Source organism: Dysgonomonas sp. 37-18, from assembly GCF_001899125.1.
Taxonomy (GTDB): Bacteria; Bacteroidota; Bacteroidia; order Bacteroidales; family Dysgonomonadaceae; genus Dysgonomonas.
The window spans coordinates 37,723-62,953 of record NZ_MKVC01000031.1 but is presented as its reverse complement, the minus strand read 5'-3'; the positions used below and the strand labels follow the sequence as shown (position 1 = coordinate 62,953).

Genomic DNA, 25,231 nt, shown 5'->3' with positions numbered 1-25,231 from the left:
TCTTTATCTATAATTTTAGAACCGGAATCCGTAGCCTAAACGTATGAGACTATAATCCGTATACCACGCATTCTTTTTTTTATCTATCAGATTATATCTATAATCAAAATTCAAGAATCCTTTCTTGCTTACACTATACTCAACCCCTGCACCAAAACTAAGACCAAATCCTGTTTCATTTACATTATTCGGAATTCCTGAGAATGAATGATTAGACATAATACCTCCAGCAAAAGGATATATAGACAAGTTATTACACACATGTAATTGATACTGTAAATTAATTCCGAAATCCAACCCGAAACTACTTTCTTCAGGAAAATAGGCTACGAAATCGGCTGCTGCTCTAAAATTAGCAGGCAAATTATATTTATACTGTAAACCTACGCCCCAATTCGTATAATTAAATTTATTCCGATAAGCGAGATCCATTATTAAAGCTGATTTTTGAGCTTGCACACTCATACAGCAAATTAAAAACACAACGAGCGCAAATAAATTCTTTTTCATATTATTATTTTATTGGTGTCAGTCCTATCTTCTTCGCTTTCTCTATCAAATAATTGTAAGCAGCGTCATATTCATTGGGAATCACCCCATCTAAGATGGCGTCTTTGATGGATGCCTTAAGCCGTCCCACTTCCACTCCGGGCCCAAGACCGAACATTTCCATAATTTCTTCACCTTTGATCGGCGGTTGAAAATTCCGTACCTGATCTTTCTCTTCTATATCTCTTAGTTTCTGACGTACAATCTCAAAATTACGAAGGTAACGACGAACCTTATCGGGATTCTTTGATGTAATATCAGCTTCACACAATGTCATCAGATCATCAATATCGTCACCTGCCTCGAAAAGCAAACGGCGAATGGCTGAATCAGAAATTTCCTCGTCTACCAATACCTGAGGACGCATATGCAAAGTAACCATTTTTTGCACATACTTCATCTTTTCATTCAACGGCAGCCTCATCCGTCTAAAGATTCCCGGAATCATCTTCTCGCCTATGAAGTTATGATTGTGAAAAGTCCAACCGAATTTATTGTCCCAGCGTTTGGTTGCAGGCTTGGCAATATCATGAAGTATAGCCGACCATCGGAGCCACAGATTATCTGTTTTCTTCGAAATATTATCTAAGACGACCAAAGTATGATAAAAATTATCCTTATGCCCGACCCCTTCTTTTGTTTCAGCACCTTTCAAAGCCACTAATTCAGGGAAGATAATAGAGAGTAATCCGGTCTGATCGAGTTGAAGAAAACCAACCGAAGGCTTAGGCGAAAGTACTATTTTATTCACCTCATCGATTATGCGCTCTCTTGATATGATCTCTATACGATCCTTATTTCTGCTGATTGCATCAAAGGTTTTAGGTTCTATATCAAAACCTAGTTGTGAAGAAAAGCGTATTGCCCTGAGCATCCTCAGAGGGTCGTCGCTGAATGTAATATCAGGATCGAGCGGAGTACGAATAGTCAGACTATCCATATCTTTGAGCCCACCGAAAGGGTCTAGCAATTCTCCAAAACGTTCTTTATTAAGACAAATCGCTAACGCATTTATTGTAAAATCTCTACGATTCTGATCATCTTCGAGCGTACCATCCTCTACAATCGGTTTGCGCGAGTCTCTATTATAAGACTCCTTGCGTGCCCCAACAAATTCTATCTCCGTATCTTTGTACTTAATCTGTGCTGTACCAAAGTTCTTAAAAACCGAAAGTTTTGCCTTCCTCCCCAGAGCCTTAGTCACAGCCTCTGCCAGCTCGATACCCTTACCGATAGTAACAATATCTATATCTTTGGATGCACGGCGTAGAAATATATCACGTACATAACCGCCTATAGCATAGCATTCAAGATTCATCTCATCTGCCACACGTGAAATAGTATCAAATATTTCTCCCGAAAATTTCTTCTTTATTATATCGTTAAATTCGTTATTTAACATTTTATGTAGATAACTCTTTATTTCTATCAATCAGGTTACAAAAAGTGACAAAATAAAATATTCACAAATACATAACAATCAAAATATTAAACATTAAAAAGTGACAAAAGTGACACTTCTTAATCTATTTCGAATTGTTACTTTTTCGCTTCTCTTAATTCAAAAGGAATATATTTTTTTAAATCTTTATAAACCTCAATATCTCTATCTGCTGCCTGTCCGTTCAACAAGTTTCCCTCACTATTAAGAATATAGTTAAACTCATTTTCCAATTTCATGCCATCTTTAGCCCTATACAAATCAGTCTTATATTTATATATTTTATTATCAATCTTTACAAGATTATCTATAAAATTATATATGATGTTAGATTGACCTGTCTCTCCATATATGTTTAGTAAACATTTCGCTATTTTCCCCTTTTTATAAGTTACAATAGCCTCAGCTCCTTCGGAACTCAATCCATATATATTATAAGAAATTATTGTATCTTTTTCTTGCAAACTCCCTTTTGAATCATTAAGAATATCCTTATCACCAGATATAACTTCTATTGATATACTATCCTTCAATTTCGAAATTGTATCTTTTATCTCTATCATTGTATGTAATTTTAAATCTTCATCTATAGCTTTAGATGGAGAATTTTTCAAATTACACGAACAGAATAATAATAAAGAAAAAAATAAGTGACTCTTTCTCATCTATTTCGAATTGTTACTTTTTCGCTTCTTCTTTTCAGCCTACTTCTCTCTATATAAGATAATTTGAAGCCAGAATAACGAACCGACTAAAACCCAATCACTCTACATATAATACCAATCCTTTCAGGTATTCGCCTTCAGGATGATAAATATTGATCGGATGATCGGCAGGCTGACTTAACTGGTGCAATATTCTCACACTACGACCCGACAAAGCAGCAGCACTGAATACAGCCAAACGGAAAGCGTCTTTACTGATAACCTGCGAGCAGGAAAAAGTAAACACAATACCTCCGGGTGCTACCTTTTCGAATGCGGCAGCATTTAAACGCTTGTAACCTTGCAATGCATTTTTTATAGCTCCTCTGTGTTTTGCAAAAGCCGGAGGATCAAGAATGATAAGATCATAGTCTCCTTTATTGATACCGCCCAAAAACTTGAATGCATCTTCGGCAAAAGCCTCATGTCGTTTATCATCGGGGAAATTCAGCCCCACATTCCTATTCGTCAACATAATTGCCTTAGATGAGCTATCCACAGAGTGAACCAGATTTGCACCACCACGCAAAGCATAGAAAGAGAACCCTCCTGTATAACAAAACATATTTAGTACAGACCGGCCTTTTGAATACTTTTCGAGCAATGCTCTATTATCTCGCTGATCGACAAAGAAACCAGTCTTCTGCCCTTTTACCCAGTCAGGATAAAACTTCAAACCATTCTCAAGTGCTATTTCGTTGACAGAATCACCTTTGTACAGATATTCATTTTCTGCTCCCAGATTGGCTTTGTATGGCAAGGTGGTTTCCGATTTGTAATATACATTTTTTAGATTATCTCCTAACACGGCCTTCAATGCATCACAGATCATCAGGCGTGACTCGTGCATCCCTACCGAATGAGACTGAATAACAGCCGTTTCGGCATAAACATCTATAATAAGACCGGGAAGAAGATCCCCTTCTCCATGTACAAGACGATATGAATTATTATTATCAGATAATAAGCCTATTGATTTTCTCAATTCCAAAGCTGAAGACAAACGCTTCTTCCAGAAATCAAGATCAATATCTTCTTCTTCAAAAGATAGTACCCGAACCTCTATACTCCCAATCTGATAATGACCGACAGCAATAAATTCATCGTTGATTGTATATACGTTAACGACTTCTCCTTCTGCAAGACTTTCATCTTTAGACTGTACTGCTCCCGAGAATATCCAAGGATGAAAACGCTTAAGCGATTCTTCTTTTTTAGGCTTTAGCTTGACCTTTTTATAATTCATAATTAAATAGCTGTCGAAATGAAGCTACAAAATTACAACTTTATTATCAAAGATGCACCCCAACGCATAGGTTTTCCTTTCTGAGCAAAATATTTACTATCTGATCCAAACAAAAATGTATTGTAATCACGATCGAGAATATTTTTACCCCAGAATTCTAATGAGAATATATTTTTTTCTAAAGTGAGGTTAGCATTTAATGTTCCGTAAAATCCTTGCGACATCACATTATCTTCAGCCCAATAAGTTTTTCCGATTCCTGCAAAATTGGTATCGAAGGTTATTCTATCCAGCAATGTATTCTGTTTGAAATCATACGAAACACTGCCGCCGATGCTGAATGTAGAACCGGGAGCAAAAGGAATATGATTGCCTGTATAGTCTTTTACAACTTCTCCCGCACTATTCCTTACTTTATTATCCTTGAATGTAGCATCAGCCAAGCCATAATTCGCATAAAGATAAAAACCTTTACAAGGGCGGGCCTTCAAGCCTATTTCAAAACCTTTACTTTCTGCTTTACCGGCGTTGCTTACCATACGTCCACCCCGGTTGTTTACAAACTGGGTAATCTGTACATCACGTATATCCATATAATATACGGCAAAGTTTGCCTGCAATGAATTTTCTATAATATCAACTTGTCCGCCAAGTTCATAACTCCAGCTATATTCAGGATTATAAGAGATACGGTTGTTAACTGGTGTACCGGCAGATGCAGAATGACCGCCACCCATACTCGGAGGTAGCATACCCATCATTTTAGCTTCGAGGGCTTCTTGTAGAAGATCGGCAAATATCTGAATATTATGTCCTCCTGCTTTGTAGCCACGCGACGCTGAACCATATACAAATGAGTTTTCATTTATCTGATATTTTAATACGGCTTTAGGCAGAAACTCCAAAAAATCTTTAGAATTAGTACCTACAATGGCTGTATCCGCTGCAAAAGACATTGGAGGCATTGGTGAGTTAGGTATCTTCACATCAAAATTAGCTACAGTTTCGGCATTGTAGTCCAGCTTTGTTTTTTCATAGTCGATACGTAAGCCTAAAGTAAGGGACAGTCCCTTTGCTTTAAACAAATTATTGAATGTTGACTGATGAAAAGCAGCTAAGCCATAAGTCGGACGTTTATATTGTCCATTCAGGTCTATCTGATCATCCGTAAAAGTAATTGGAGCCCCAACAGCCGTTAATGGAGCCTGCAAATACTTCTGAATTCCATCCGACATCATATATACAGGAGGAGTGGTATGCAAGTAGTCATAAAACCCATATCCGCCAAACGACCATTGATAATCAGAAGGCTTAGTAGATTTTATTGTGACCTCCTGGCTTAGTGAATTTTGTCTTTGTTTCTGATTAATTTGAAACATAGATAATCTTGTATAATCCTGATCCATGTTCATATCATCGTTCAGATACTGATAGCCCGTTGTAGAGTTAATCTCATAACCCTGACCCGTATAGCGAAGCGCTAACCCGTTTGTCAATAGTTTTCTTTTGTAATAGCTATCAGAATTATAATCAACCTCTTCTGTCTCTATATTGGCATACGGAAATGCTCCCTGATCTACATAGTCGAAACTTACAGAATAGGTAGCAGACAAACGTGGATTAATATCCCAAACTAACTTGGCACGTCCTCCCGCATTTTTCATATCATCGACCTTCTTACCGGTAAAGAGATTCTTAAAATAACCATCATCTTGTTTGTAGTAACCTCCTACAGAAAATCCCATCTTACTATTTATCCGCTGATAGTGTGAAGCGTTTCCCGAAAACTGGCCGTAATTACCACCCCCTATTTTTATTGTCGTACCCTCATAAGTCAGAGGAGAATAGGTATAAACATTGATAATTCCACCCATCGCATTACGTCCATACAATGTACCTTGTGTTCCCCTTAATACCTCTACACGCTGAATATCAAACAATTCAGAGTCAAACGAAGTTGTATTGAAATAAGGAATATTATCCACATACATACTTACTGTTTGCTCACCCGAACGTGCGCCGACACCTCTTATATAAAGCGGGGCAGTCATTTTAGAACCATAGTCAGCAGCAAAATAATTCGGTACTATCGCACTGAGGTCTTTGATAGAATGCACTTGCAAGCCGTCGAGATTCTTAGGCGAGAAAACCGAGACTGCTGCCGGAAGCGATTTCAAACTATTTGTCTCTTTTGTAGATGAGAGAACAACAATATCATACTTCAATTCTGTATAGAGCGTATCTTTGGGCATTTCACCTTTGCCTAGCACAAATAAGAAAGAGAATAATAAAGATACAGTAAGAAATAATTTTTTAGTAGAGTTATATAATTTCATAGATTCTATTTATAAAAAAAAACAAAGAAACATATTTTTATAATATCCTTCAATCACTACTTCTAGTGATTTGGAAACAAATCCTTATCTTGCACAAAATTTCCAAACCTTCCATTTCGAGAAAGAAATTATAAAAATGAGTACAGCTAAATATTATACACGTGGAGAAGAAATCGCAAATACCGTATCTCACGGATTAGGCATACTAATGGGAATTGCAGCGGGTTTCGTACTACTCTCCGCCGCCATCAACAGTGGGAACAATTGGGCTATCGGTAGTGTTATCGGTTATTTGTTCGGGATGCTGGCATCTTATATCACATCCACTTGCTATCACGGATGCACACATGAAAAGCGAAAAAGTCTACTTCGTAAATTCGATCATAGCGCTATCTATTTACATATAGCGGGCACCTATGTTCCTTTTACACTAATCGTGCTTCGCAATGAAAGCGCATGGGGTTGGAGCCTTTTTGCCTTCATCTGTATTGCCGCTATTACAGGGCTGATCATGAGCTTTACCAACTTAAAGAAACATAGCAACTTAGAAACAGTCTGCTTTGTACTGATGGGTGGTGCTATCCTGGTTGCATTTAAGCCTCTTTACGATGTACTATCTCAAACAGGTCAAATCGATGCGCTATATTGGCTCATTGCGGGAGGCGTATCGTATGTGATAGGAGCATTGTTTTATTCGTGGACAAAGAAAAAATACATGCACACTGTCTTTCATGTATTCGTTCTGATGGGAAGTTTATGTCACATCATTGCCATATACACTATTCTATAGGTCTTATCTACCATCAAGATATTTAATGTAATTAATTACCGCTTTTATATCCAGGTATGAGCATTCTTTGGGTAACTTCTCCTTGATTTCCGACAGAGAGGATTTTACTCCCATCTTTTTGATTACAGGAAGCATATATTGCACTTTGTTATCGGGAACTAACTCTAAAACATCCAACTCTCCGGTAAGGATAAAGCTCACAAGATGCCCTTCTACCGTAGTTGGTGAAAGATTTCTGTCTATGGCAATCTCTTTCACCGATTTTCCTTCGGTAAAGAGAGACAATGAGAGTCGGTGGCTATCCCCTTTTTGAGGCTTCACTTTTTCCGATGAAGCTACATTTTCGGAAGGAACTTCTACCTTCGAGAAGATTAATTCCTCAGTTAGGTTAATATTTCCATAGTTGATATGCTCTATGCGTGATAGCAGCTTGAGCAATGTATTGTATACATCGTTGGCTTTATTTAAGTATGCCTTTACTTTCGACTTCGTTTTGAATCTCTCCAAATGCAGCATCAATGGGGAAATAATACATTCAGAAACATCTTTATGGAAATATACAGCTGCTTTCTGCACTCTATCTTTCAATCTTGTCAGATCAGGATTGGGAGCAGATAATATATAATTCAGCTCTTTTATAAAGCTCTGTGCTATCTCTTGCTCCTCAATCGCTTTACTACACATTTGAGCAATCATAGACTGTACCTCTTCTTTTTCAGGGATCTTCTTTTCAGCAGCCAGCTCATTCAATGAATGAAGGCTTCGAATAAAAGGCGTCCAGTCAAAATATCTGACTAATTGCTTCGCACAGTAACGAGGTTTCTCTTTTTGCAGTATTCCGTCCAGATAGACTATATCCTGTTCTTTTTTTGCAAACTCTATAGCATACGGATCGGTACTTATGCTCTGCTGAGTTATAGGAGAATATAGTACAATACCATCCAAGGACGTACAACGGCTAAGAGCCACATACACCTGTCCGGCTGCAAAAGCCTGTCCGGCATCAATTATTACCCTATCGAAAGTCAACCCCTGGCTTTTATGAATGGTTATCGCCCAAGCCAAACGTATAGGATATTGTGTGAATGAACCTAATTCCTCTTCCTCTATTTCGCCCGACTCCTCATTCAACGAATAACGAACATTCACCCACGAGTCAGGCTCCAGTTCCATTTCGTCTCCATTTTCGAATCTGACAAGGATATAATCTTCTTTCAATTGCGTCACTGTAGCCAGCTTACCATTATAATATCGACGATTTTCGCCAACATCGTTTTTCACAAACATAACCTGAGCTCCTTCTTTCAGAAGAAGTTCACATTCGGTAGGTAAAGAATTTTCAGAAAAATCTCCTTTTATCTCTCCTTTAAAGACATACCCTTTACCCGGTAGCTGTGCCAGTTCTTCATTGTTAATGCGGTCAGTTTTATAGTTATGAGTACATAGTGTAACATAGCTATCACCTTTAGCTGGTCTGAAAGCAGGGTTATATTTTTGGTTTAATATGTGTAAATCTTGCGAAGTGGTACAATTATTCCTCACACGATTGAGGATATCTATAAACCGCTGGTCTTGCTGCCGGTATATCTTTTTTAACTCGATATAAAGTAATGGATAATTATCCAGTACCTGCGCGTGAAAGAAGAAAGGTGATGGATAGTAATGCTTCAATTGTTCCCATTCTGCGGTTTGTACGACAGGAGGAAGCTGAAACATATCTCCGATAAAAAGTATTTGAACCCCTCCGAATGGCTCCTTATTGTTACGGTACCTGCGAAGCATGTAGTCGATAGCATCCAACATATCGGCACGAAGCATACTTACTTCGTCGATAATCAACAGATCGAGTTCTCGCAGCATCTCTATTTTCGATTTGCGAAGCTTGAAGTGATAATCAAGCTTCTTTTTCCCTTCGAAGTTCGGAATAAATGGCTCGAACGGGAGTTGTAGCAATGAATGCAAAGTTACACCTCCCGCATTGATGGCTGCAACACCTGTTGGGGCTGCAACGATCACATTCTTATCTATTGTTTTACGTATATGATGCAAAAAGGTGGTCTTTCCCGTTCCGGCCTTTCCTGTGAGGAAAACCGACTGAGATGTATGTTTGACAATATCACTTGCCAATTCAAAGACCTTGTTGACAGACACATCCATTATTTGGTAATATTTTCAATCGTATTTACAAATATAACTCTTATTTTTGTATCACTAGTTCATAACTTAGACTGCTATGACAAAATATATATTCATCTTTTTTTGTATTATTCTTATTCCCTCTTGCACGGTGACGAACCTTGTTTCAATCGAAGTACGTGAACCTGCACTAATTTCTTTCGAAAACCCTCAACAAAAAAACATTGTGATAGTCAACAATAGTGCTTCACAATCGAGCGAGGGAGTAGAGGCAAACGGAGAGGCTCTTAAAGATTCTTCTGTAATGCCCACAGATACAGCAAAAGCCATATTCACAAACTCTTTGCGGCAATATCTGAGTGAAGAAAATTATTTCTCGAAAGTAGAACTCTATCCATACCCAACCAATGGCGGTGCAGCAAATGAAGTCAGATCATTATCGGCAAGGAAGGTACAAACGATATGCAAAGAACAAAATGCAGATGTTTTACTTTCACTTGATTTATTCATTGCATCGGCATCATTAGAATCGGTGAATGTAGAATACTTTAATAATTACAGCATCTTGAGTTCACAAATCGGAGTATTGCTCAAAGCCTACAGTCTGGATGGCAGTCTACTGGCTCCTCCTATAGCATATGTAGATAGTCTTTTCAGAGAGTCTTCTGTTTCTTGGAATAACATGAAAAACAATATTCCGGAAATTAACGATCTGGTAACCGAGATAACCATGAAAGCGGCCGACGCAGTCACCTCCTCTATTGTTCCTTCGTGGAAAACAGATAACCGTTGGTATTATTCGGATAGCTCTAAAGGGATGAGAGAGGCGACCAACATGGTTTTAGCCGGAAAATGGCAAGAAGCAGCTGACATTTGGAGTGAATTGTATGACAAGGAGAAGAATACGAACAAAAAAATACGACTTGCATCGAATATAGCTCTGGCCAATGAGAACCTCGATGATATAGAAAATGCATTAGCATGGATCAATATAGCCTACGATCTCTTACCCCAAAAAAGCAATTCAGATCTTGCCTCACAAGTCTTTTTTTATAAGGAAACTCTGACAAAAAGAAATTTAGACAAAAACAAGCTGTATAAGCAATTGGGAATAGATCCTCCGGTGAATGAGGATTATGATATAGAAAAAGAGGCTACTGAATAAGTAACCTCTTTTTAGTTTCGTTTTTATCTTGTCAGCTTTACATTCTGTCGGGAACTTCAATACCCAAGAGAGACATTCCACTTTTCACTACACGCCCTACGTTATCGGAAAGTATCAGCCTGAAATTCTTCAAATCTGCATTTTCTTCTTTTAGGATAGTATAGTCATGGTAAAACTGATTGTATTCTTTTACCAAATCATATATATAATTTGCTATCAGAGCCGGATTATATTCATCTCCCGCCTGTTTTACAATTGATGCGTATTCAGCAACTTGTTGCACAAGCCCTTCTTCTTTTACACTTAGCGAGATATCAGCAGAGAGTGTTGTCGGAATAGAGATTCCTTGTTCTGCAGCCTTACGCAGTATCGATTGTATACGAGCATGTGTATATTGAATAAACGGACCTGTATTACCATTAAAATCAATCGATTCTTTTGGATTGAAAGTCATATTCTTTTTAGGGTCTACTTTCAAGATAAAGTATTTCAGAGCACCCATACCCACCATACGGGCAATATTATTAGCCTCTTCTTCACTTACCCCATCAAGCTTACCAAGCTCTTGCGATGTTTCTTTTGCTGTTGCAATCATTTCATCTACCAGATCGTCGGCATCTACAACAGTACCTTCGCGCGATTTCATTTTGCCCTCGGGCAATTCCACCATTCCATAAGAGAAATGCACAAGGCCTTTTCCAAACTCAAAGCCTAATTTATCTAAAAGGATAGACAGTACCTGAAAGTGATAATTTTGCTCATTACCTACAACATATACCATTGTATTGATCGGAAAATCATCGAAGCGCAACTTAGCCGTACCTATATCCTGTGTCATATACACAGAAGTACCATCGCTACGGAGTAGCAACTTGTGATCTAATCCATCTGCGGTAAGATCTGCCCATACAGAACCATCCTCTTTCTTATAAAAGATATTCTTTTGCAAACCTTCAAGTACGGTTTCCTTACCGTCTAGATAAGTTTGAGATTCGTAGTATATCTTATCAAAGTCTACGCCCAGACGCTTATATGTTTCGTCAAATCCGGCATAAACCCAACTATTCATATTTTCCCACAACGAAACTACTTCAAGGTCTCCGGCTTCCCAAAGACGAAGCATATTGCGAGCCTCGGCCATCAATGTAGACTGAGCCTCGGCCTCTTCTTTAGACAGACCTTTAGATTGTAGTTCGGCAAGTTCTGCTTTGTAATGTTTATCGAACATTACATAGTAATCACCAACGAGGTGATCACCCTTCTTGCCTGTGGATTCAGGAGTTTCTCCATTTCCCCATTTCTGCCAAGCGAGCATCGATTTACAGATATGGATTCCCCTGTCATTTACTATATTTGTTTTTACAACTCTGTTTCCATTTGCTTTTAACACTTCGGACAGAGCAAATCCCAACAGGTTGTTTCGTATATGCCCCAGATGTAGAGGTTTGTTTGTATTTGGAGATGAATACTCTACCATTACCAAAGGAGAATTATCATCAGCCTTTGTTATGCCATAATTTTCTGCGGTATGAACTTCATTTAACACATCAATCCAGCAAGTAGTAGCAATGGTAAGATTAAGAAATCCTTTGATCACATTAAAGCTACTTACCTCCGATGCATTCGCTTTAAGCCACTCTCCTATCTCCTGTGCTGTTTGCTCAGGTCCTTTCTTCGACATTTTCAGAAAAGGAAATACAACTAAAGTATAGTGACCTTCAAACTCTTTCTTTGTTTTTTGTAAAGAAAGCTGTCCTACTGTCACCACTTGTCCATAGAGTGAGTCTATGGCATTAATTATTACCTCCTGTAATCTTATCTCTAGCTTCATATATGATTTTGAAAATTACTTATTCAGGTTGCAAAGCTAAGAAAAAAGTACCCTATAAGGTAGTTTTAGGGCATAAAAAAAGTAGGAAAGATTATTCCCTACTTCTTTTTTCTTTTTTTTAATCAATTATAGTGCAGCTAAATCAGCACCAGCTTTAAACTTAACAGTTTTCTTAGCCGGGATATTGATAACAGCTTTAGTTCTAGGGTTAATTCCTTTTCTTGCTGCTTTTTGAGTTACAGAGAATGTACCGAAACCAACTAGGGCTACTTTGCCATCTTTTTTCACTTCTTCTGTTACTGATTCAATAAAGGCTTCAAGAGCTTTTTTAGAATCAACTTTGCTCAATCCTGATTTTTCAGCAATTGCATTGATAAGTTCTGTCTTGTTCATAATAATTGAATGTAAATGATTTAATTAAACATTATATAACCGAATTGTTTTTTGAATACATTTCTAGTTCTGGCACTCAAATATAAGTGTTTTATTTAATAATCATAAAAAAAAATAGGAAAAACTCATTAGAATTCAGAAAATATCTAAACGTAAAGTGATTTTCCTCAAGAAAAACAAAAAATATCTGTAATTTTGGGCTTTTGAAACAAAAAAACAAGATATCAAGATGAATCAAAATAGCTCGGGATTCATGAGTTCGATTCCGGTAGTTACCCGAAACCTTCTCATCATTAATATACTAGTATGGCTAGCTCAGTTTTTATTAGGTAGGGTTATAGAAATAGATAAATATCTGGCGCTACACTTTTTTGAGTCAGATCTTTTTATGCCTCATCAAATAATCACATACATGTTTCTGCATGATCCATCTAGCCCCGCCCATTTATTTTTTAATATGTTTGCTGTTTATATGTTCGGTAGAACACTTGAAATGGTATGGGGGCCGAAGAGATTCCTTGTATACTATTTATTAACTGGAATAGGAGCAGCAGTAGCACAAGAGTTGGTATATGCAATAGAATACAGAGAAATTGTATTTAACTCAGCAATAATAAATGTAAATATAGGAGAACAAATAATTAACAAACAAGATTTCTACAACATACTGCCCCCAACATTAGGAGCTTCCGGCGCAGTATTCGGAATATTGGTTGCTTTTGGTATGTTATTCCCTAACGTTGAGCTGATGATGGTTTTCTTACCTATACCGATAAAAGCAAAATGGTTTGTTATAGGTTATGGTGTGATGGAATTATTCTTAGGTATTGCTGATAGCGCAGGAGATAATGTCGCACACTTTGCGCATTTAGGGGGATTGATCACCGGATTTTTCATAATACTTTACTGGCGTAAGAAAGGAAAAGCAAATGGGCACAATTTTAGAGAATATTAAATATCGATTTAAGCAGAAAGATATACTCATAGAGCTTATAATCATTAATATCGCTGTATTCTTGATTCTTTCTGTTATCGGGATTATAGGTAAGTTATTTAAGATTGAAACATTTAACTTATTACCTTACATTGCGGTAACATCAGACCTCACTCTACTGATAAAACGTCCGTGGACATTATTGACCTATATGATTGTCCACCTCGACTTCTTCCATATACTGTTCAATATGCTTATGCTCTTCTGGTTTGGGCAGATATTCCTGAGTTATTTCAATCCTAAAAATTTGGGAAGCCTGTATTTGCTGGGAGGTTTGGCGGGTGCTATATTGTATATGATATCATTCAACACGATACCATATTATCTGGAAATGAATCATCCCCCAATGATAGGGGCATCGGCTTCAGTCATGGCTATTATTTTTGCTTCTGCCTTTTACAGACCGAATGCCGAAGTAAGCCTTTTCATGGTGTTCCGTGTAAAGATTATCTATATCGCACTTTTCCTTTTCGTTATTGATTTTATATCGCTAGACAGCAATACAAATCCCGGAGGACATATCGCTCATATAGGAGGAGCCCTGATGGGTTATCTATTCGCTAAACAATACCTGAAAGGGAAAGACATAACCCGATGGATAAACAAAATAATCGACTCTGTTGCTAACCTAACCAAACCAAGCTATAAAAAGAAGATGAAGGTTAAATATAAAAGACCTGAAACCGACCAGCAATATAATCAACGTCGCCATAAAGAAACAGAGGAGATAGATCGTATTCTGGACAAAATAAAAGCTTCGGGTTATAGCAGCCTTAGCTCAGACGAAAAAAAACAGCTATTTGATGCGAGTAAAAAATAAATTATCCAAGATTAGAGTTGGTCGATTTATCAAATATACAGTATTCGCTACCAACCTAATCGCTATTATCATACTCATCTTGTCAACTCTTGCATGGTATGTAGTTCCATCTCGAGTTACATTTATTGCTTATCTGGGACTCGGCTTTCCGATTATCCTATTTATCAACATCCTGTATCTGATACTTTGGGTTATTACCTTCCGATGGAAATATGCATTGGTTCAACTTATTGCAATATGTGCATTCTGGCAACCGATATTAACATGCTATCCAATTCATTTTAAAACAAAAGAGAAAGACATTCCCCAAAAACATATAAAAGTTCTCACTTACAATGTGCGTGCTTTCAATTGGGCGAAAGGTGAAGCTGCAAGAAACAATCCTATATTGGAATACTTGGTGAACAGCAATGCAGACATAATTTGTTTGCAGGAATTTGCTGTATCGCCTTCCAACAGTAAGAACAAGAAAAGTATAATATCGGAAGCGGAAATAAAACAAAAGTTGAAAGATTATCCTTATAGCAGGATAATAAAGCTGGGTTCATCGCGAGGAAACCTCATATATGGATTAGCCTGTTTTTCTAAATTCCCGATAGAGAAAGCGGAGTCTCTCCCGTTAGAAAGTTCATACAATGGATCTGCTATGTATGAATTAAAGATCAATAAGAGAAAGGTAACACTTGTAAATAATCATTTGGAGTCGAACCGAATAACATCTGAAGACAAGAAACTATACAAAGAATTCTTCAAAACGAGAGATAGAGAGATGATCGGAGAGGTAGCTATGAATGTACAAACCCGGTTAGGTGCAGCTTATAAGATAAGAGAAACACAAGCTAAAATAATACGCTCGATCATAGACAAACAAGAAACAGATGCGACTATTGTATGCGGAGATTTTAACGACTCACCCATCTCTTACGCTTATTATACAATCAAAGGAGATAACCTTGTAGACTCTTATGCGAACACCGGTTTTGGACAAGGCATCACCTATCATGAAAACAAATTCTGGTTCCGAATAGATTTCATCATGCACTCCATGGCTTTTCAGTCTTATAACTGTACGGTTGACAAGATTAAATATTCCGATCATTATCCGGTTTGGACTTATCTGGCATTTAAAGAAAAATAATTATCGACTTATTCTATTGCGAAACAGAGCATAAAAAAGGTTGATCCGTAAGAACCAACCCCTTGCATTTTATAGAAAATCATATATCTATCTGACTGTCGATACCGGATGTTTATTTCCTTTATAACTCTTTAGAATTGCTCTTGTAGAACCGATATTCAGCTTCGAGTCAAGGCGTACAGGCATACGGTTGTTATCGTTTGTAATATACACCTTCATGGCTTCTTTTTTATCGCTAAAGGCGTCATCCATGATACTTAATACAAGTTTTATACAGCTGTATTTATTTTTATCATTCGCTTCAACGGTTTCTATACCATCGTATTCTATAATCATATTTACTTTTTTCTTTCCCGAGATAAAGTCTGTTTTTGTTGTTTGCCCTTTTCTCATCGAAGAAAAATCTAAAGTTCGAGCATAAAAAACCACACTCATCATATCATATATACACGACGAAGATGTCAAGGTCTCATCAAAACGGAAAGATCCATTTTTGTGGCGCTTTGCTCTTATAATAACATTGTTTCCGGCATATGTATAGCGTACCTCCTCTTTTGTATAATCCTTCCCTTCAAAAGCATCCTTGATATATGCCAACGGCACAAGGTCTTTGGTTGTATAACACGACAAAGTATCGTTTAATGCAAATACTTTACGGACAGTCCCCGTAGACTGAGCCATCAATGTCATTTTGTAAGCATCAGTGCCGTTATACTTTTCCGAAATGGTTTTCAGTGAGGAAGTACCGGCTTTTGTATAAATGATTCCATATTTGAAATAAAGATCATAAGACAAATCCTCTCCTGCCTGAAAAAATGTATTATTTAATTTACATTGAGCATTTGCGTTCAAGCCGAATAAAGCTGAAAGCATAATTATGATTCCTGTAATTTTTTTCACCATAACTGTTATTTTATAGTTTGCCAAGTTTTTAATTAAAAGCTATTCGTATTGTTATAGCTATTATTAGAACTATTCCTATTCCTACCTGTCGCATTTCCTTGCTGGGTAGTAGTATTATTTTGGTTTCTAGTCCGCTGATTTTTAGCGTCTTTTTCTTCTAGTTTTTTCTTGCGCGCTTCTTTATCCTCGGGTTTCTGTTTCGTTATATCCAACGGTTTCTGACTATCCATGCTATTCGGATTAATCCTCCAAGCCGGGTTATTCTCTTCAATCTCAAAGTTAGCCTTTACTTCGATTGCTTTGCCAAGATAGTAAACCTGCTCGGGTTGAAGTTTCATATCATAATCTCCCGTATCCCAAACCCCATTATTATTTCTGTCGAGAACAATACGGGCATAATATGTTCCGGGATCAACGTCTTTAAAAACCGCAACGTTATCTATGACTCTGGATTTACGAATTGGTTTATCCGACTTATCTAAAATTTCCATAAAAGAAGGAATGCTATCTACGCCTTCCACCCATATGGCGAGCTGTCCGTACTGATCTTCATTCTTTACCTTAAAGTTCTGTTCCAACTTATTATTCCACAATCCATATATACTATAAATAGTGGCCGAATCTATCCTCATCTGGTATTCTGAGCCATACGTCCATCTATTCTTGATAGAATATTTTCGTGGATTCACAGAATCTACAACAAGTTGAACAGGAATGTCGCTATATATACTATCTTTCTTCTGGCGAAGTACGATTTTACTTATCAGAGAATCTGTTGTAATAGGCTCATTAAATTCTAACTGAATATTTTTATAGGTATCCCACGAAGAATTCAAATTATTATTAATCGTTAAGAAGGTAATTGGGAGTTCCTCACCTTCTTTAAGCTTTTTCTTCTCTTTCTCCTTTTCTTTTTCTTCTTTCTCTTTATCTTTCTTTCGAGTACGGTCTATAAACTTCAATGTATCCGTTGTTGGGATTAACTGGTTTAAAGAGTCTGTCTTCATATAAGATACACGCAGCATAAGAGTATCATGAGCCATCAGAGCTTTATCTTTCATCCAATAGATTAACGTATCATTCTTGGCTGTTTTTTCTAATATAGCCCAATTTTCTTTGTTAAAATTGAGAGGCTCTACTTCCGGCATTGTTGTTGGTGCACCAAAGAACAGTGAAAGCTGATTTGGTGTACGCTCATGTTTTTGCAGATATTGTCGCTGAAAACCCGATTTAAAAGATCTCAAAACGATATTATCGGGTAAGAAGCGTGTATATTCTACTGTCTTAATAGTATCTATCTCTTTCTTGGGTGCTTGTTTCTGATTCTTTGCCGTTTCAGCTTCATGATCGTGATCATGATCATGCTCTATAAATATAGTATCAGTTCTTAGAGCCCTTTCTGATGTAGGTTCGATTATAGTTTCCATAAAAGCTATCGCTTCAGCAGGATTATCATACATATAATCTCTGTTGGCATCAGCCAAAGCGTATATCTTATATTTCCCCGGCGCTACACCCTTGATAGAAAATACCCCGGCACTATTGGTACGCCCGATACGATCAAATTTCAGCTTGGTAAAAGCTGAATCTTCCAAATTGGCATGTAATCCCACATAAATTCCTTTCACCGGCTCAAGGTTATCTGCGGTTATCACCTTGCCCGAAATTGCTAAAGAATCGACAACATCTCCTGTAGAAAAAGAATATGAAAAGTTTTCTAAAGGATTCTCCTCATTATTATCTACAATGGCATCTGTAAAATCTACTGTGTAAGTAGTATTCGGCATAAGAGTATCCCGCAATTCTACTGTTACTCGCCTGTTTACGGAGTGTATAATAGGAAAAGCTTTTTGCGGAGGGGTGATAATCACATTCTCCGAAGGATTCTTTATTGTTACATTCTCATCGAAATCTATCGTTATTTTTCCTTTCGCCACACGAGTTGCATTAAAACCCGGCGAACTACGTACTACTTTCGGAGGGTCGAGATCAACCGGTCCTCCTGTTGGCGTAGCCATATTTGCACAGGCAACAGCGATCAAAATAGTGACTACTAAAACAAGTGATAATGAGATATATTTCTTTATGGACTGTACCATGTTTTATTTAATTTAACGCAAAAATACGATGTTTTATAGATAAATAGGTAAATAGGGTTATAAAATACTTTAACAGAATGCTTATCTGTGGAAAGAGTTATTCAAAATCAATTGACTTTCATTTCCCATATTAAAAAGCAAATCCACAATACTCATATTTTCCACGAACCCTAGTTTTTGTTCAAAAACCTGATAATAAGGAATTGACACAAAGGAATGATCAAGCGACAAATCTTTCTTTGGGTGAATCACATCCCGCATATCGAATTCATAGTCTTCAAATGCCGTCTTATATTCGGAGGTGTATTCTATCACAGGCAATTCTATATTGAGCAAACCCAGAATAAGACCCCGAAGTTCTTCATTAAAATCGAACAGGAAAGAATATTTCTTATGATAAAACGGATAAAAATCATCCTGATAGTATTCAAAAAAAGGAGTTGAATTGTAAGCCGATACAATCGCATTCCAATGCATATGCTGCCAATTGCCATGATCAGCAATACGAATATCCTTCGTCAATGTTTTTTCGGAAGATGAATGAACGACAGGAATAGATAAAGGAATAGGCCCATTAGCCGAAACAATCATAGAGCGATTGCGATACGACTGTTTTGTGTAATTCTCATTCTGCTCAATAAATATATGGTCTCCCTGCACAAATTTTGCATAATACTGAATAGGCGCTAAATAAGCAGATGAAAGATATATATTCATTACAGGATCAATTTACAGAAGTTAAACAACGTTCTTTTCTTAAGTTTCCATTATGGGTGCTATACCAGATAAAACGAACTTTGCCTATTATATTCTTAAAAGGGATAAAGCCCAACATACGAGAATCTAATGCATCTTTCGCATTGTCTGACAACATCCAATAGTAATCGTCTTGAAACGTATAAGTTGTCTGCTCTTTTCCCCCGATGTATAACTTATCATTAATAACATGGGCATTACCTTCCTGCTCTTGCAGTATTAGCTGCTTATACATATTAATATTCAGACTATTAAGACTTATCACTTTACCCTTCGACGGTACTATCAAATGATAATTTTGAGTTGTATCGATCTTACAACATATAGATCCAGTGGAGTCTTCTATATTTTCATTAATAATAAAAGTCTCTAATTTATTCAGGAGAATACTTATTGTATCTGCTCTATGCTTCAAGCTACGAATAGGAATATTATGCTCTTCCATTATAGCCTGTATATCCTTTAAAGCGAGAATATGCATAGAATATTCATTCATAAGGTCGGGAGAAGCAATATGACTTATACGATTAAGGGATAGAAGTCCTTTTTCTACTGAAACGGTATCGCCGGGCATTGCAATACAACGGCTGACGATGAGATCCCTCTTATCTAAGGGCTTACCAATATCCATCGGATTATTGAACAAGACAATATCGTTTCTTTCAATCTTCTTTTCCAATATTCTTTTGTAAGGAGCTTCTATAGATGTGAGATATGAACGAACTCCAAATATTTTATCAAAAGTAAACGGAATAGTTAATATTGTAATAGGCAAACGAACACCGTATGATGTTTTATCAATAAGTACTTGATCTCCTTCCAGAAGAGAGGTTTGCATTTGAGACGAGGATATAGTATATGACTCTACAAAAAAAGTTCGTATAAATAACACAATGAGCAAAGTAATCAAAATCACTTTGCCCAAATATGTATAGATATTTTTCTTTTTTGAAGACATTTTTCAATCCCCAATTTTAGCTTATTATTTTTTGTTGCCGGATGTGAAAAGTCTGTTCCAGCGTATTCCGTTCTTATCTTTATCCAAAGAGAGCCATATAAACAAAGGTTTACCTACAACATGATCTTCGGGAACAAATCCCCAAACACGCGAATCGGCCGAATTATCTCTGTTGTCTCCCATCATAAAGTAATAATCCAATTTGAATGTATAAGAATCGGCCTGCTGCCCATTAATGTAAACTTTTCCATCACGATAGTCAAAATCGTTTAGTTCATAATTCTTTATACAACGTATATATGTTGCTACCTTACGATCTACATCAGTATCAAACTTAATTGTTTCACCTTTTTTAGGTATCCATAGAGGATGCAAATCTCCGGGTTGTGTTTGCATGTCATAAGTGATAGGATAAATAGTAGGTTGTACAAATTTTTGCCCCATTCTATTAGCCAACTTATAAAACTGGTTTAGAGGAATTACTTTTTCTACAAATGGCTTTTGTTTCATTTCCTCCACCATTTCTTTAGTCATATTTACACCGGTATATAAGAGTCCCGGATTTCCATTTTTAGCCTTAGGGAAAATTGACCTCACATACGAAAGGCTATCCACTTCGCTCAAATCCTGATACATCCCTATTCTCTTTTTGTCTTCCTGGCTTAAGCCCAAATCATCGAAAGCAGCCGAAGATATATCTGTACCATTGGTTTGCACACAATACAACAATTGCATTTTCTCAGGGCTTTGGATTGGTTTTCCGTTGATATAAACAGTATCACCTAAAATAGAGATCGTTTCTCCCGGTAATCCTACACAACGTTTTACATAATTTTCGCGTCTGTCTACAGGGCGATAAAGTATGTCTCCGTATGTATTCTTATTTGTCCAAACTTGGCTTCTTCCAGCTTCTTTGCACAAAACATAGTAATCTACTTCCTGAAATTTTGAAGCCACAGTATCTCCCGATGGATAGTTGAAAACAACTATATCATTACGCTCAATATGTCCTGTTCCCTTGAATCGCTTGTATTCTAGCTGAGGTTTTTCAAGATAGGACTTAAATCCGAAGAAAGGAAAAGTATGCTGCATCAATGGTAACGAAAACGGGGTCATTGGAGAACGTGCCCCATAACTCAGTTTGCTTACACATAGAAAATCACCGACCAAAAGAGATTTCTCTAAGGATGAAGATGGAATCTGATAGTTTTGGAAAAAGAAAGTATTTATAAAATACACCCCTACCAGTGCAAAAAGAATAGCATCGACCCAATCGAGGATACTCTTTACTTGGCGGTTGTTAGATTGTTTCCATCTACCCCAAGGAACAAATTTAGTGATGTATATATCTATAAAAACAGGGATCAGGATCAATACAGCCCAATACCCGGTCCAGATAACAAACGCAACACAGCAAACACTTGCTAGAATGGCATATATCCATTGCTTCATTCCCCGTTTGCGACGTTCTCTTTTATTTTGCTGATTCGAAGAGTTCTTTTCCATATCTTATTTTAAAATTTGAGCATATCATCCATTCCTAAGAATCCTTTTTTACCATTGGTGAATTCGGCAGCCAACACTGCACCAAGAGCAAAACCCACACGGCTTTTAGCATCGTGCTTTATACTTATAATATCTGCTTCAGACTCGTATATTATTTCGTGTATTCCGGGAACTTCTCCTTCACGAATACAATGTATAGGCAAGTCTGTTTGTTTTTCTTCTACTTCCAGGCTCCAACGTTCTTTGCGGTTAACTTCCTTTATAAGATCTTCAGCCAGCGTGATAGCGGTTCCACTCGGTGCATCCAATTTATGGATATGATGCACTTCTTCCATCTTTACTTCATAGCTTGGATAGTTATTCATAATCTTTGCCAAATATTTATTCAGGGCAAAAAAGATATTAACACCAAGACTATAATTAGAAGCATAAAAGAAAGTTTTTCCCTGTTCAGCACAAGCTCTCTTTACTTCGTCCAAATGTTCTAACCACCCTGTTGTTCCTGCAACAACAGCAACACCAACTTCAAAACATTTACGATAATTTTGTATTGCGCTATCAGGTGTAGAAAACTCGATTGCAACATCAGCACTTTTGAATGCGGGAGAATTAAACTCCTCCAGATTGTTCATATCAATGATTGATACAATATTGTGACCTCTTTTCAGGGCTATCTTTTCTATCTCATGCCCCATCTTACCATATCCTATAAGTGCTATATTCATTCCGAGAGTTAATTTAATGAGTAACTAAAGCCTACAAATATACATAAAAACTTATTTCCATGAGATTGGATTTCTAATTTATCCCTGACTATTAGTCTATTTTATGCTAAGGAAATTACAGTTGATAAGAAATATAAACATAAATTATCTATTATTTTCATTTAACTAAATTTCAAGGCGAAAACAATAAACATAATCAAAAAAATAATGTTCTAATAAATATAGAAACTTTATCTGCTTCAACATACTAGGAGCAGGCAATATTGAACTTTACATTTATATATTTTTCTAAAAAGAGGATAACTTTTTTCTAAGGTTATCCTCTTCTTATTTTGGATAACAATTAAGTTCAGTCTTAAATAAAAATTTGGCTTATTCACAAAATCATAAAGTATGTACCAAACTATCTTGACAACTCAACAAAAAAAGACTGTCTAGGTTTATCTAGACAGTCTTTCAGTATTATAAGATTATTATTTTAATCAATAAAATCTACAGTTTCTTCTCCAATCATTTTACGAAGTGTATTTTTCAACTTCACATATTGGATAAACAAATCGTGCTCTGCAATCTTACTTGGTTCATGCATTGGGCTCTTGAAGTAGAAAGACAACCAATCTTGTATTCCGCTCATACCTGCACGTTTCGCCAAATCGGAGAACAATACTAGGTCAAGACATAAAGGAGCAGCAAGGATAGAGTCTTTACAAAGGAAGTCCACTTTCATTTGCATTTTGTAGCCCAACCATCCGAATAGGTCAATGTTATCCCATCCTTCTTTGTCATCATTGCGAGGAGGATAATAATTGATACGTACTTTGTGATAAACATTTCCATAAAGTTCAGGATACAATTCAGGCTGAAGAATATTGTCTATAACTGAAAGTTTCGACTCTTCTTTCGTTTTGAATGAACCCGGATCATCGAGTACTTCTCCGTCACGGTTTCCAAGAATATTGGTTGAGAACCATCCGTTAAGACCCAACATACGAGTTTTGAACATTGGAGACAATACAGTCTTCAACATAGTCTGACCAGTTTTGAAGTCTTTACCACAGATAGGAGTCTGAGTTTTAGCTGCTAGTTCCCACATAGCAGGAATGTCTACTGTAAGGTTTGGCGCCCCATTGATATATGGAATACCCATCGACACTACTGCATAAGCATATACGTTTGAAGGAGCCAAATCTTTATGATTTTCCTTAAGTCCTTTTTCGAATGCTGCTAATGTTTTATGAACTTCACCAAGCGGAGTGAAAACTTCAGTACTTCCGCACCAGATAACTACGATACGATCGCAATTATTTTTTGTTTTAAAATCTTGGATGTCTTGTTTTACTTGTTCAGCCAATTCCCATTTAGTAGGAGCTGATTTTACCCATGTACCGTGTAGACGTTTAACAAAGTCTTGATCGAAAACAGCTTTCATTGGTTTGATTGCTTCCATTTCGTCTTTCACCTTGTTCAGGTCGTCTTTTGTCAACACATCTGCGTGTACTGCAGCTTCGTATGCGTTTTCTTCGAAGATATCCCATCCACCGAAAACAACATCGTTAAGATCTGCCAAAGGCACAGCGTCTTTAATCTTCGGAAAGCGATTTTCTTCCCTTTTTCCCAGACGCATTGTAGCTAACTGTGTAATTGAACCTACAGGAACACCTTGTCCTTTACGTGTTAATAACGTTCCTGCCATGAATGTTGTAGCAACAGCTCCAACACCAATTGTTAGAATACCAAGTTTACCCTTGGCTTCTTTCACTTGTACTTTTTCCATTTTTAATTAATTTTTAAAATACACTGCAACCCGCAGTAATCCTTTAAACCGGAGACTTTATTTCATCAGGATATTATCTCCCGAATTCATAAAATCCTATATAATAGTATAGTTTCAGTGAAGATCTGTTTTACTTTATTCTCCCAACCCGGGCTTTTCTACCATACAAACGGTATCCATTACTAAAGCAGATAGTCAGACTGACTCTATAGTATTATTAATGTATTCAAGTATTGCCTTTCAATCTAATTGAAAGATAGATTTCAACTCCATGAAATCCGTTATAATTATATCAGCCGTAGCATTTTCGTCATCGTCACCCCAGCCCAAGCCTTTGAGCCAAATAGTTTGGCATCCATTTTTTGTAGCTGGAACAATGTCTTTCGTATAAGAATCTCCAATAACGACAATGGAAGAACCAGGAAGACCAAGCTTCTCAACGCCTAATCCAAATATAGCGGGATCGGGTTTTCTTATACCTACAACAGCCGATTCTATAATATCATCAAAATATTTAAGTAAGTCAAAATCTCCTAACACAGACTGTACATTTCCATAGAAATTAGATACCAGAACCATTGGATAACGGTCTTTTAGTGCTGTAAGTATATCAACTTCCTTTCTAATTAAATCTTTTACAAAGTTATAACATTGATCTGAAATTGCAAGGCTATACATCTTTGTCTTATCATTTTCCTCCAAAAAGCCCTTCTCCAAAAGATATTCTATTTGAAGAGTTACTTTCTTTTTCAGTAAAACATGAAAGTTATCTTCGGGTAATATAACAAGGTTAGCAGCCAGATAACGTTCTACATATACAAACGCCTCACGGAACTGTTCTCTGGTTACAGGAACTTTATTATCCAAATATGATTCCCATAAAACTTCAGCCCAATGCTTACCATTGCTATCTATAGTACCTCCGTAATCGAAGATAATCCCTTTTACTTTTGACAAATCAAACATG

Annotated in this window: 21 protein-coding genes; 5 read left to right on the top strand and 16 right to left on the bottom strand. The window is 36.9% G+C overall.

What is annotated here, in order from left to right:
* Positions 1-15: 15 nt before the first annotated feature.
* The 5 genes from BGO84_RS12715 to BGO84_RS12695 all read right to left on the bottom strand — a co-directional run bounded on the left by BGO84_RS12715 (position 16) and on the right by BGO84_RS12695 (position 6,276).
* Positions 16-510 carry an outer membrane beta-barrel protein gene (locus BGO84_RS12715; RefSeq protein ID WP_291029676.1) on the bottom strand — a complete coding sequence of 165 codons (495 nt, stop codon included), beginning with the start codon at positions 508-510 and terminating at the stop codon, positions 16-18.
* A 4-nt stretch (positions 511-514) separates the two neighbouring features.
* Complete coding sequence (locus tag BGO84_RS12710; RefSeq protein WP_291029674.1) at positions 515-1,951, bottom strand: HD domain-containing protein; 1,437 nt, start codon at positions 1,949-1,951, stop codon at positions 515-517.
* Between the two features lie 137 nt (positions 1,952-2,088).
* A complete protein-coding gene (locus tag BGO84_RS12705; protein WP_291029672.1) occupies positions 2,089-2,655 on the bottom strand; it encodes a hypothetical protein in 567 nt (188 codons plus the stop codon).
* Positions 2,656-2,752: 97 nt separating this feature from the next.
* Positions 2,753-3,940: a class I SAM-dependent rRNA methyltransferase gene (locus tag BGO84_RS12700; RefSeq protein WP_283685314.1), complete on the bottom strand. Its 1,188-nt coding sequence runs from the start codon at positions 3,938-3,940 to the stop codon at positions 2,753-2,755.
* 32 nt (positions 3,941-3,972) lie between these two features.
* Positions 3,973-6,276, bottom strand: coding sequence for a TonB-dependent receptor (locus tag BGO84_RS12695; protein WP_291029670.1), 2,304 nt, complete (start codon positions 6,274-6,276; stop codon positions 3,973-3,975).
* Positions 6,277-6,412: 136 nt separating this feature from the next.
* Between BGO84_RS12695 and BGO84_RS12690 the strand changes: the two genes are divergently transcribed.
* Positions 6,413-7,066 (top strand): hemolysin III family protein, encoded by a 654-nt coding sequence (locus tag BGO84_RS12690; RefSeq protein ID WP_135105737.1) that lies wholly within the window; start codon positions 6,413-6,415, stop codon positions 7,064-7,066.
* A 3-nt stretch (positions 7,067-7,069) separates the two neighbouring features.
* On the opposite strand, the gene BGO84_RS12685 is transcribed toward BGO84_RS12690, so the two are convergent.
* Positions 7,070-9,223: a helix-turn-helix domain-containing protein gene (locus BGO84_RS12685; RefSeq protein ID WP_291029668.1), complete on the bottom strand. Its 2,154-nt coding sequence runs from the start codon at positions 9,221-9,223 to the stop codon at positions 7,070-7,072.
* A 76-nt stretch (positions 9,224-9,299) separates the two neighbouring features.
* Between BGO84_RS12685 and BGO84_RS12680 the strand changes: the two genes are divergently transcribed.
* Complete coding sequence (locus BGO84_RS12680; RefSeq protein ID WP_291029666.1) at positions 9,300-10,367, top strand: DUF6340 family protein; 1,068 nt, start codon at positions 9,300-9,302, stop codon at positions 10,365-10,367.
* Positions 10,368-10,404: 37 nt separating this feature from the next.
* On the opposite strand, the gene argS is transcribed toward BGO84_RS12680, so the two are convergent.
* Positions 10,405-12,198 (bottom strand): arginine--tRNA ligase, encoded by a 1,794-nt coding sequence (gene argS / locus BGO84_RS12675; RefSeq protein ID WP_291029664.1) that lies wholly within the window; start codon positions 12,196-12,198, stop codon positions 10,405-10,407.
* 126 nt (positions 12,199-12,324) lie between these two features.
* Entirely contained in the window at positions 12,325-12,591 is a 267-nt protein-coding gene (locus BGO84_RS12670) for an HU family DNA-binding protein (protein WP_006841918.1), read from the bottom strand.
* 253 nt (positions 12,592-12,844) lie between these two features.
* Between BGO84_RS12670 and BGO84_RS12665 the strand changes: the two genes are divergently transcribed.
* Genes BGO84_RS12665 through BGO84_RS12655 form a run of 3 tightly spaced genes read left to right on the top strand, consistent with a single transcriptional unit; the run spans position 12,845 to position 15,543 of the window.
* Positions 12,845-13,546, top strand: a complete 702-nt coding sequence (locus BGO84_RS12665; RefSeq protein ID WP_291029692.1) for a rhomboid family intramembrane serine protease — start codon at positions 12,845-12,847, stop codon at positions 13,544-13,546.
* Complete coding sequence (locus BGO84_RS12660) at positions 13,521-14,405, top strand: rhomboid family intramembrane serine protease (RefSeq protein WP_291029662.1); 885 nt, start codon at positions 13,521-13,523, stop codon at positions 14,403-14,405. The genes BGO84_RS12665 and BGO84_RS12660 overlap by 26 nt, the downstream gene beginning before the upstream one ends.
* Positions 14,389-15,543 carry an endonuclease/exonuclease/phosphatase family protein gene (locus BGO84_RS12655; protein WP_291029660.1) on the top strand — a complete coding sequence of 385 codons (1,155 nt, stop codon included), beginning with the start codon at positions 14,389-14,391 and terminating at the stop codon, positions 15,541-15,543. Before BGO84_RS12660 ends, BGO84_RS12655 begins: the two co-directional genes overlap by 17 nt.
* Positions 15,544-15,630: 87 nt before the next feature.
* On the opposite strand, the gene BGO84_RS12650 is transcribed toward BGO84_RS12655, so the two are convergent.
* From BGO84_RS12650 to BGO84_RS12615, 8 genes are all read right to left on the bottom strand, one after another.
* A complete protein-coding gene (locus BGO84_RS12650; protein WP_135105724.1) occupies positions 15,631-16,446 on the bottom strand; it encodes a DUF3108 domain-containing protein in 816 nt (271 codons plus the stop codon).
* 32 nt (positions 16,447-16,478) lie between these two features.
* Positions 16,479-18,545 carry an Ig-like domain-containing domain gene (locus BGO84_RS12645; protein WP_291029658.1) on the bottom strand — a complete coding sequence of 689 codons (2,067 nt, stop codon included), beginning with the start codon at positions 18,543-18,545 and terminating at the stop codon, positions 16,479-16,481.
* A gap of 81 nt (positions 18,546-18,626) precedes the next feature.
* Positions 18,627-19,262, bottom strand: a complete 636-nt coding sequence (locus BGO84_RS12640; RefSeq protein ID WP_291029655.1) for a WbqC family protein — start codon at positions 19,260-19,262, stop codon at positions 18,627-18,629.
* A gap of 7 nt (positions 19,263-19,269) precedes the next feature.
* The gene (gene lepB / locus BGO84_RS12635) at positions 19,270-20,259 is read right to left on the bottom strand and encodes a signal peptidase I (RefSeq protein ID WP_291029652.1); all 990 of its coding nucleotides are present in this window, start codon (positions 20,257-20,259) and stop codon (positions 19,270-19,272) included.
* A gap of 24 nt (positions 20,260-20,283) precedes the next feature.
* A complete protein-coding gene (gene lepB / locus BGO84_RS12630) occupies positions 20,284-21,765 on the bottom strand; it encodes a signal peptidase I (protein ID WP_291029650.1) in 1,482 nt (493 codons plus the stop codon).
* A gap of 8 nt (positions 21,766-21,773) precedes the next feature.
* Positions 21,774-22,490, bottom strand: coding sequence for a 4-hydroxy-tetrahydrodipicolinate reductase (dapB, locus tag BGO84_RS12625; RefSeq protein ID WP_291029647.1), 717 nt, complete (start codon positions 22,488-22,490; stop codon positions 21,774-21,776).
* A gap of 478 nt (positions 22,491-22,968) precedes the next feature.
* Positions 22,969-24,264, bottom strand: coding sequence for an inositol-3-phosphate synthase (locus tag BGO84_RS12620; RefSeq protein ID WP_135105713.1), 1,296 nt, complete (start codon positions 24,262-24,264; stop codon positions 22,969-22,971).
* Between the two features lie 240 nt (positions 24,265-24,504).
* Entirely contained in the window at positions 24,505-25,230 is a 726-nt protein-coding gene (locus BGO84_RS12615; RefSeq protein WP_291029644.1) for an HAD family hydrolase, read from the bottom strand.
* Position 25,231: the final 1 nt, after the last annotated feature.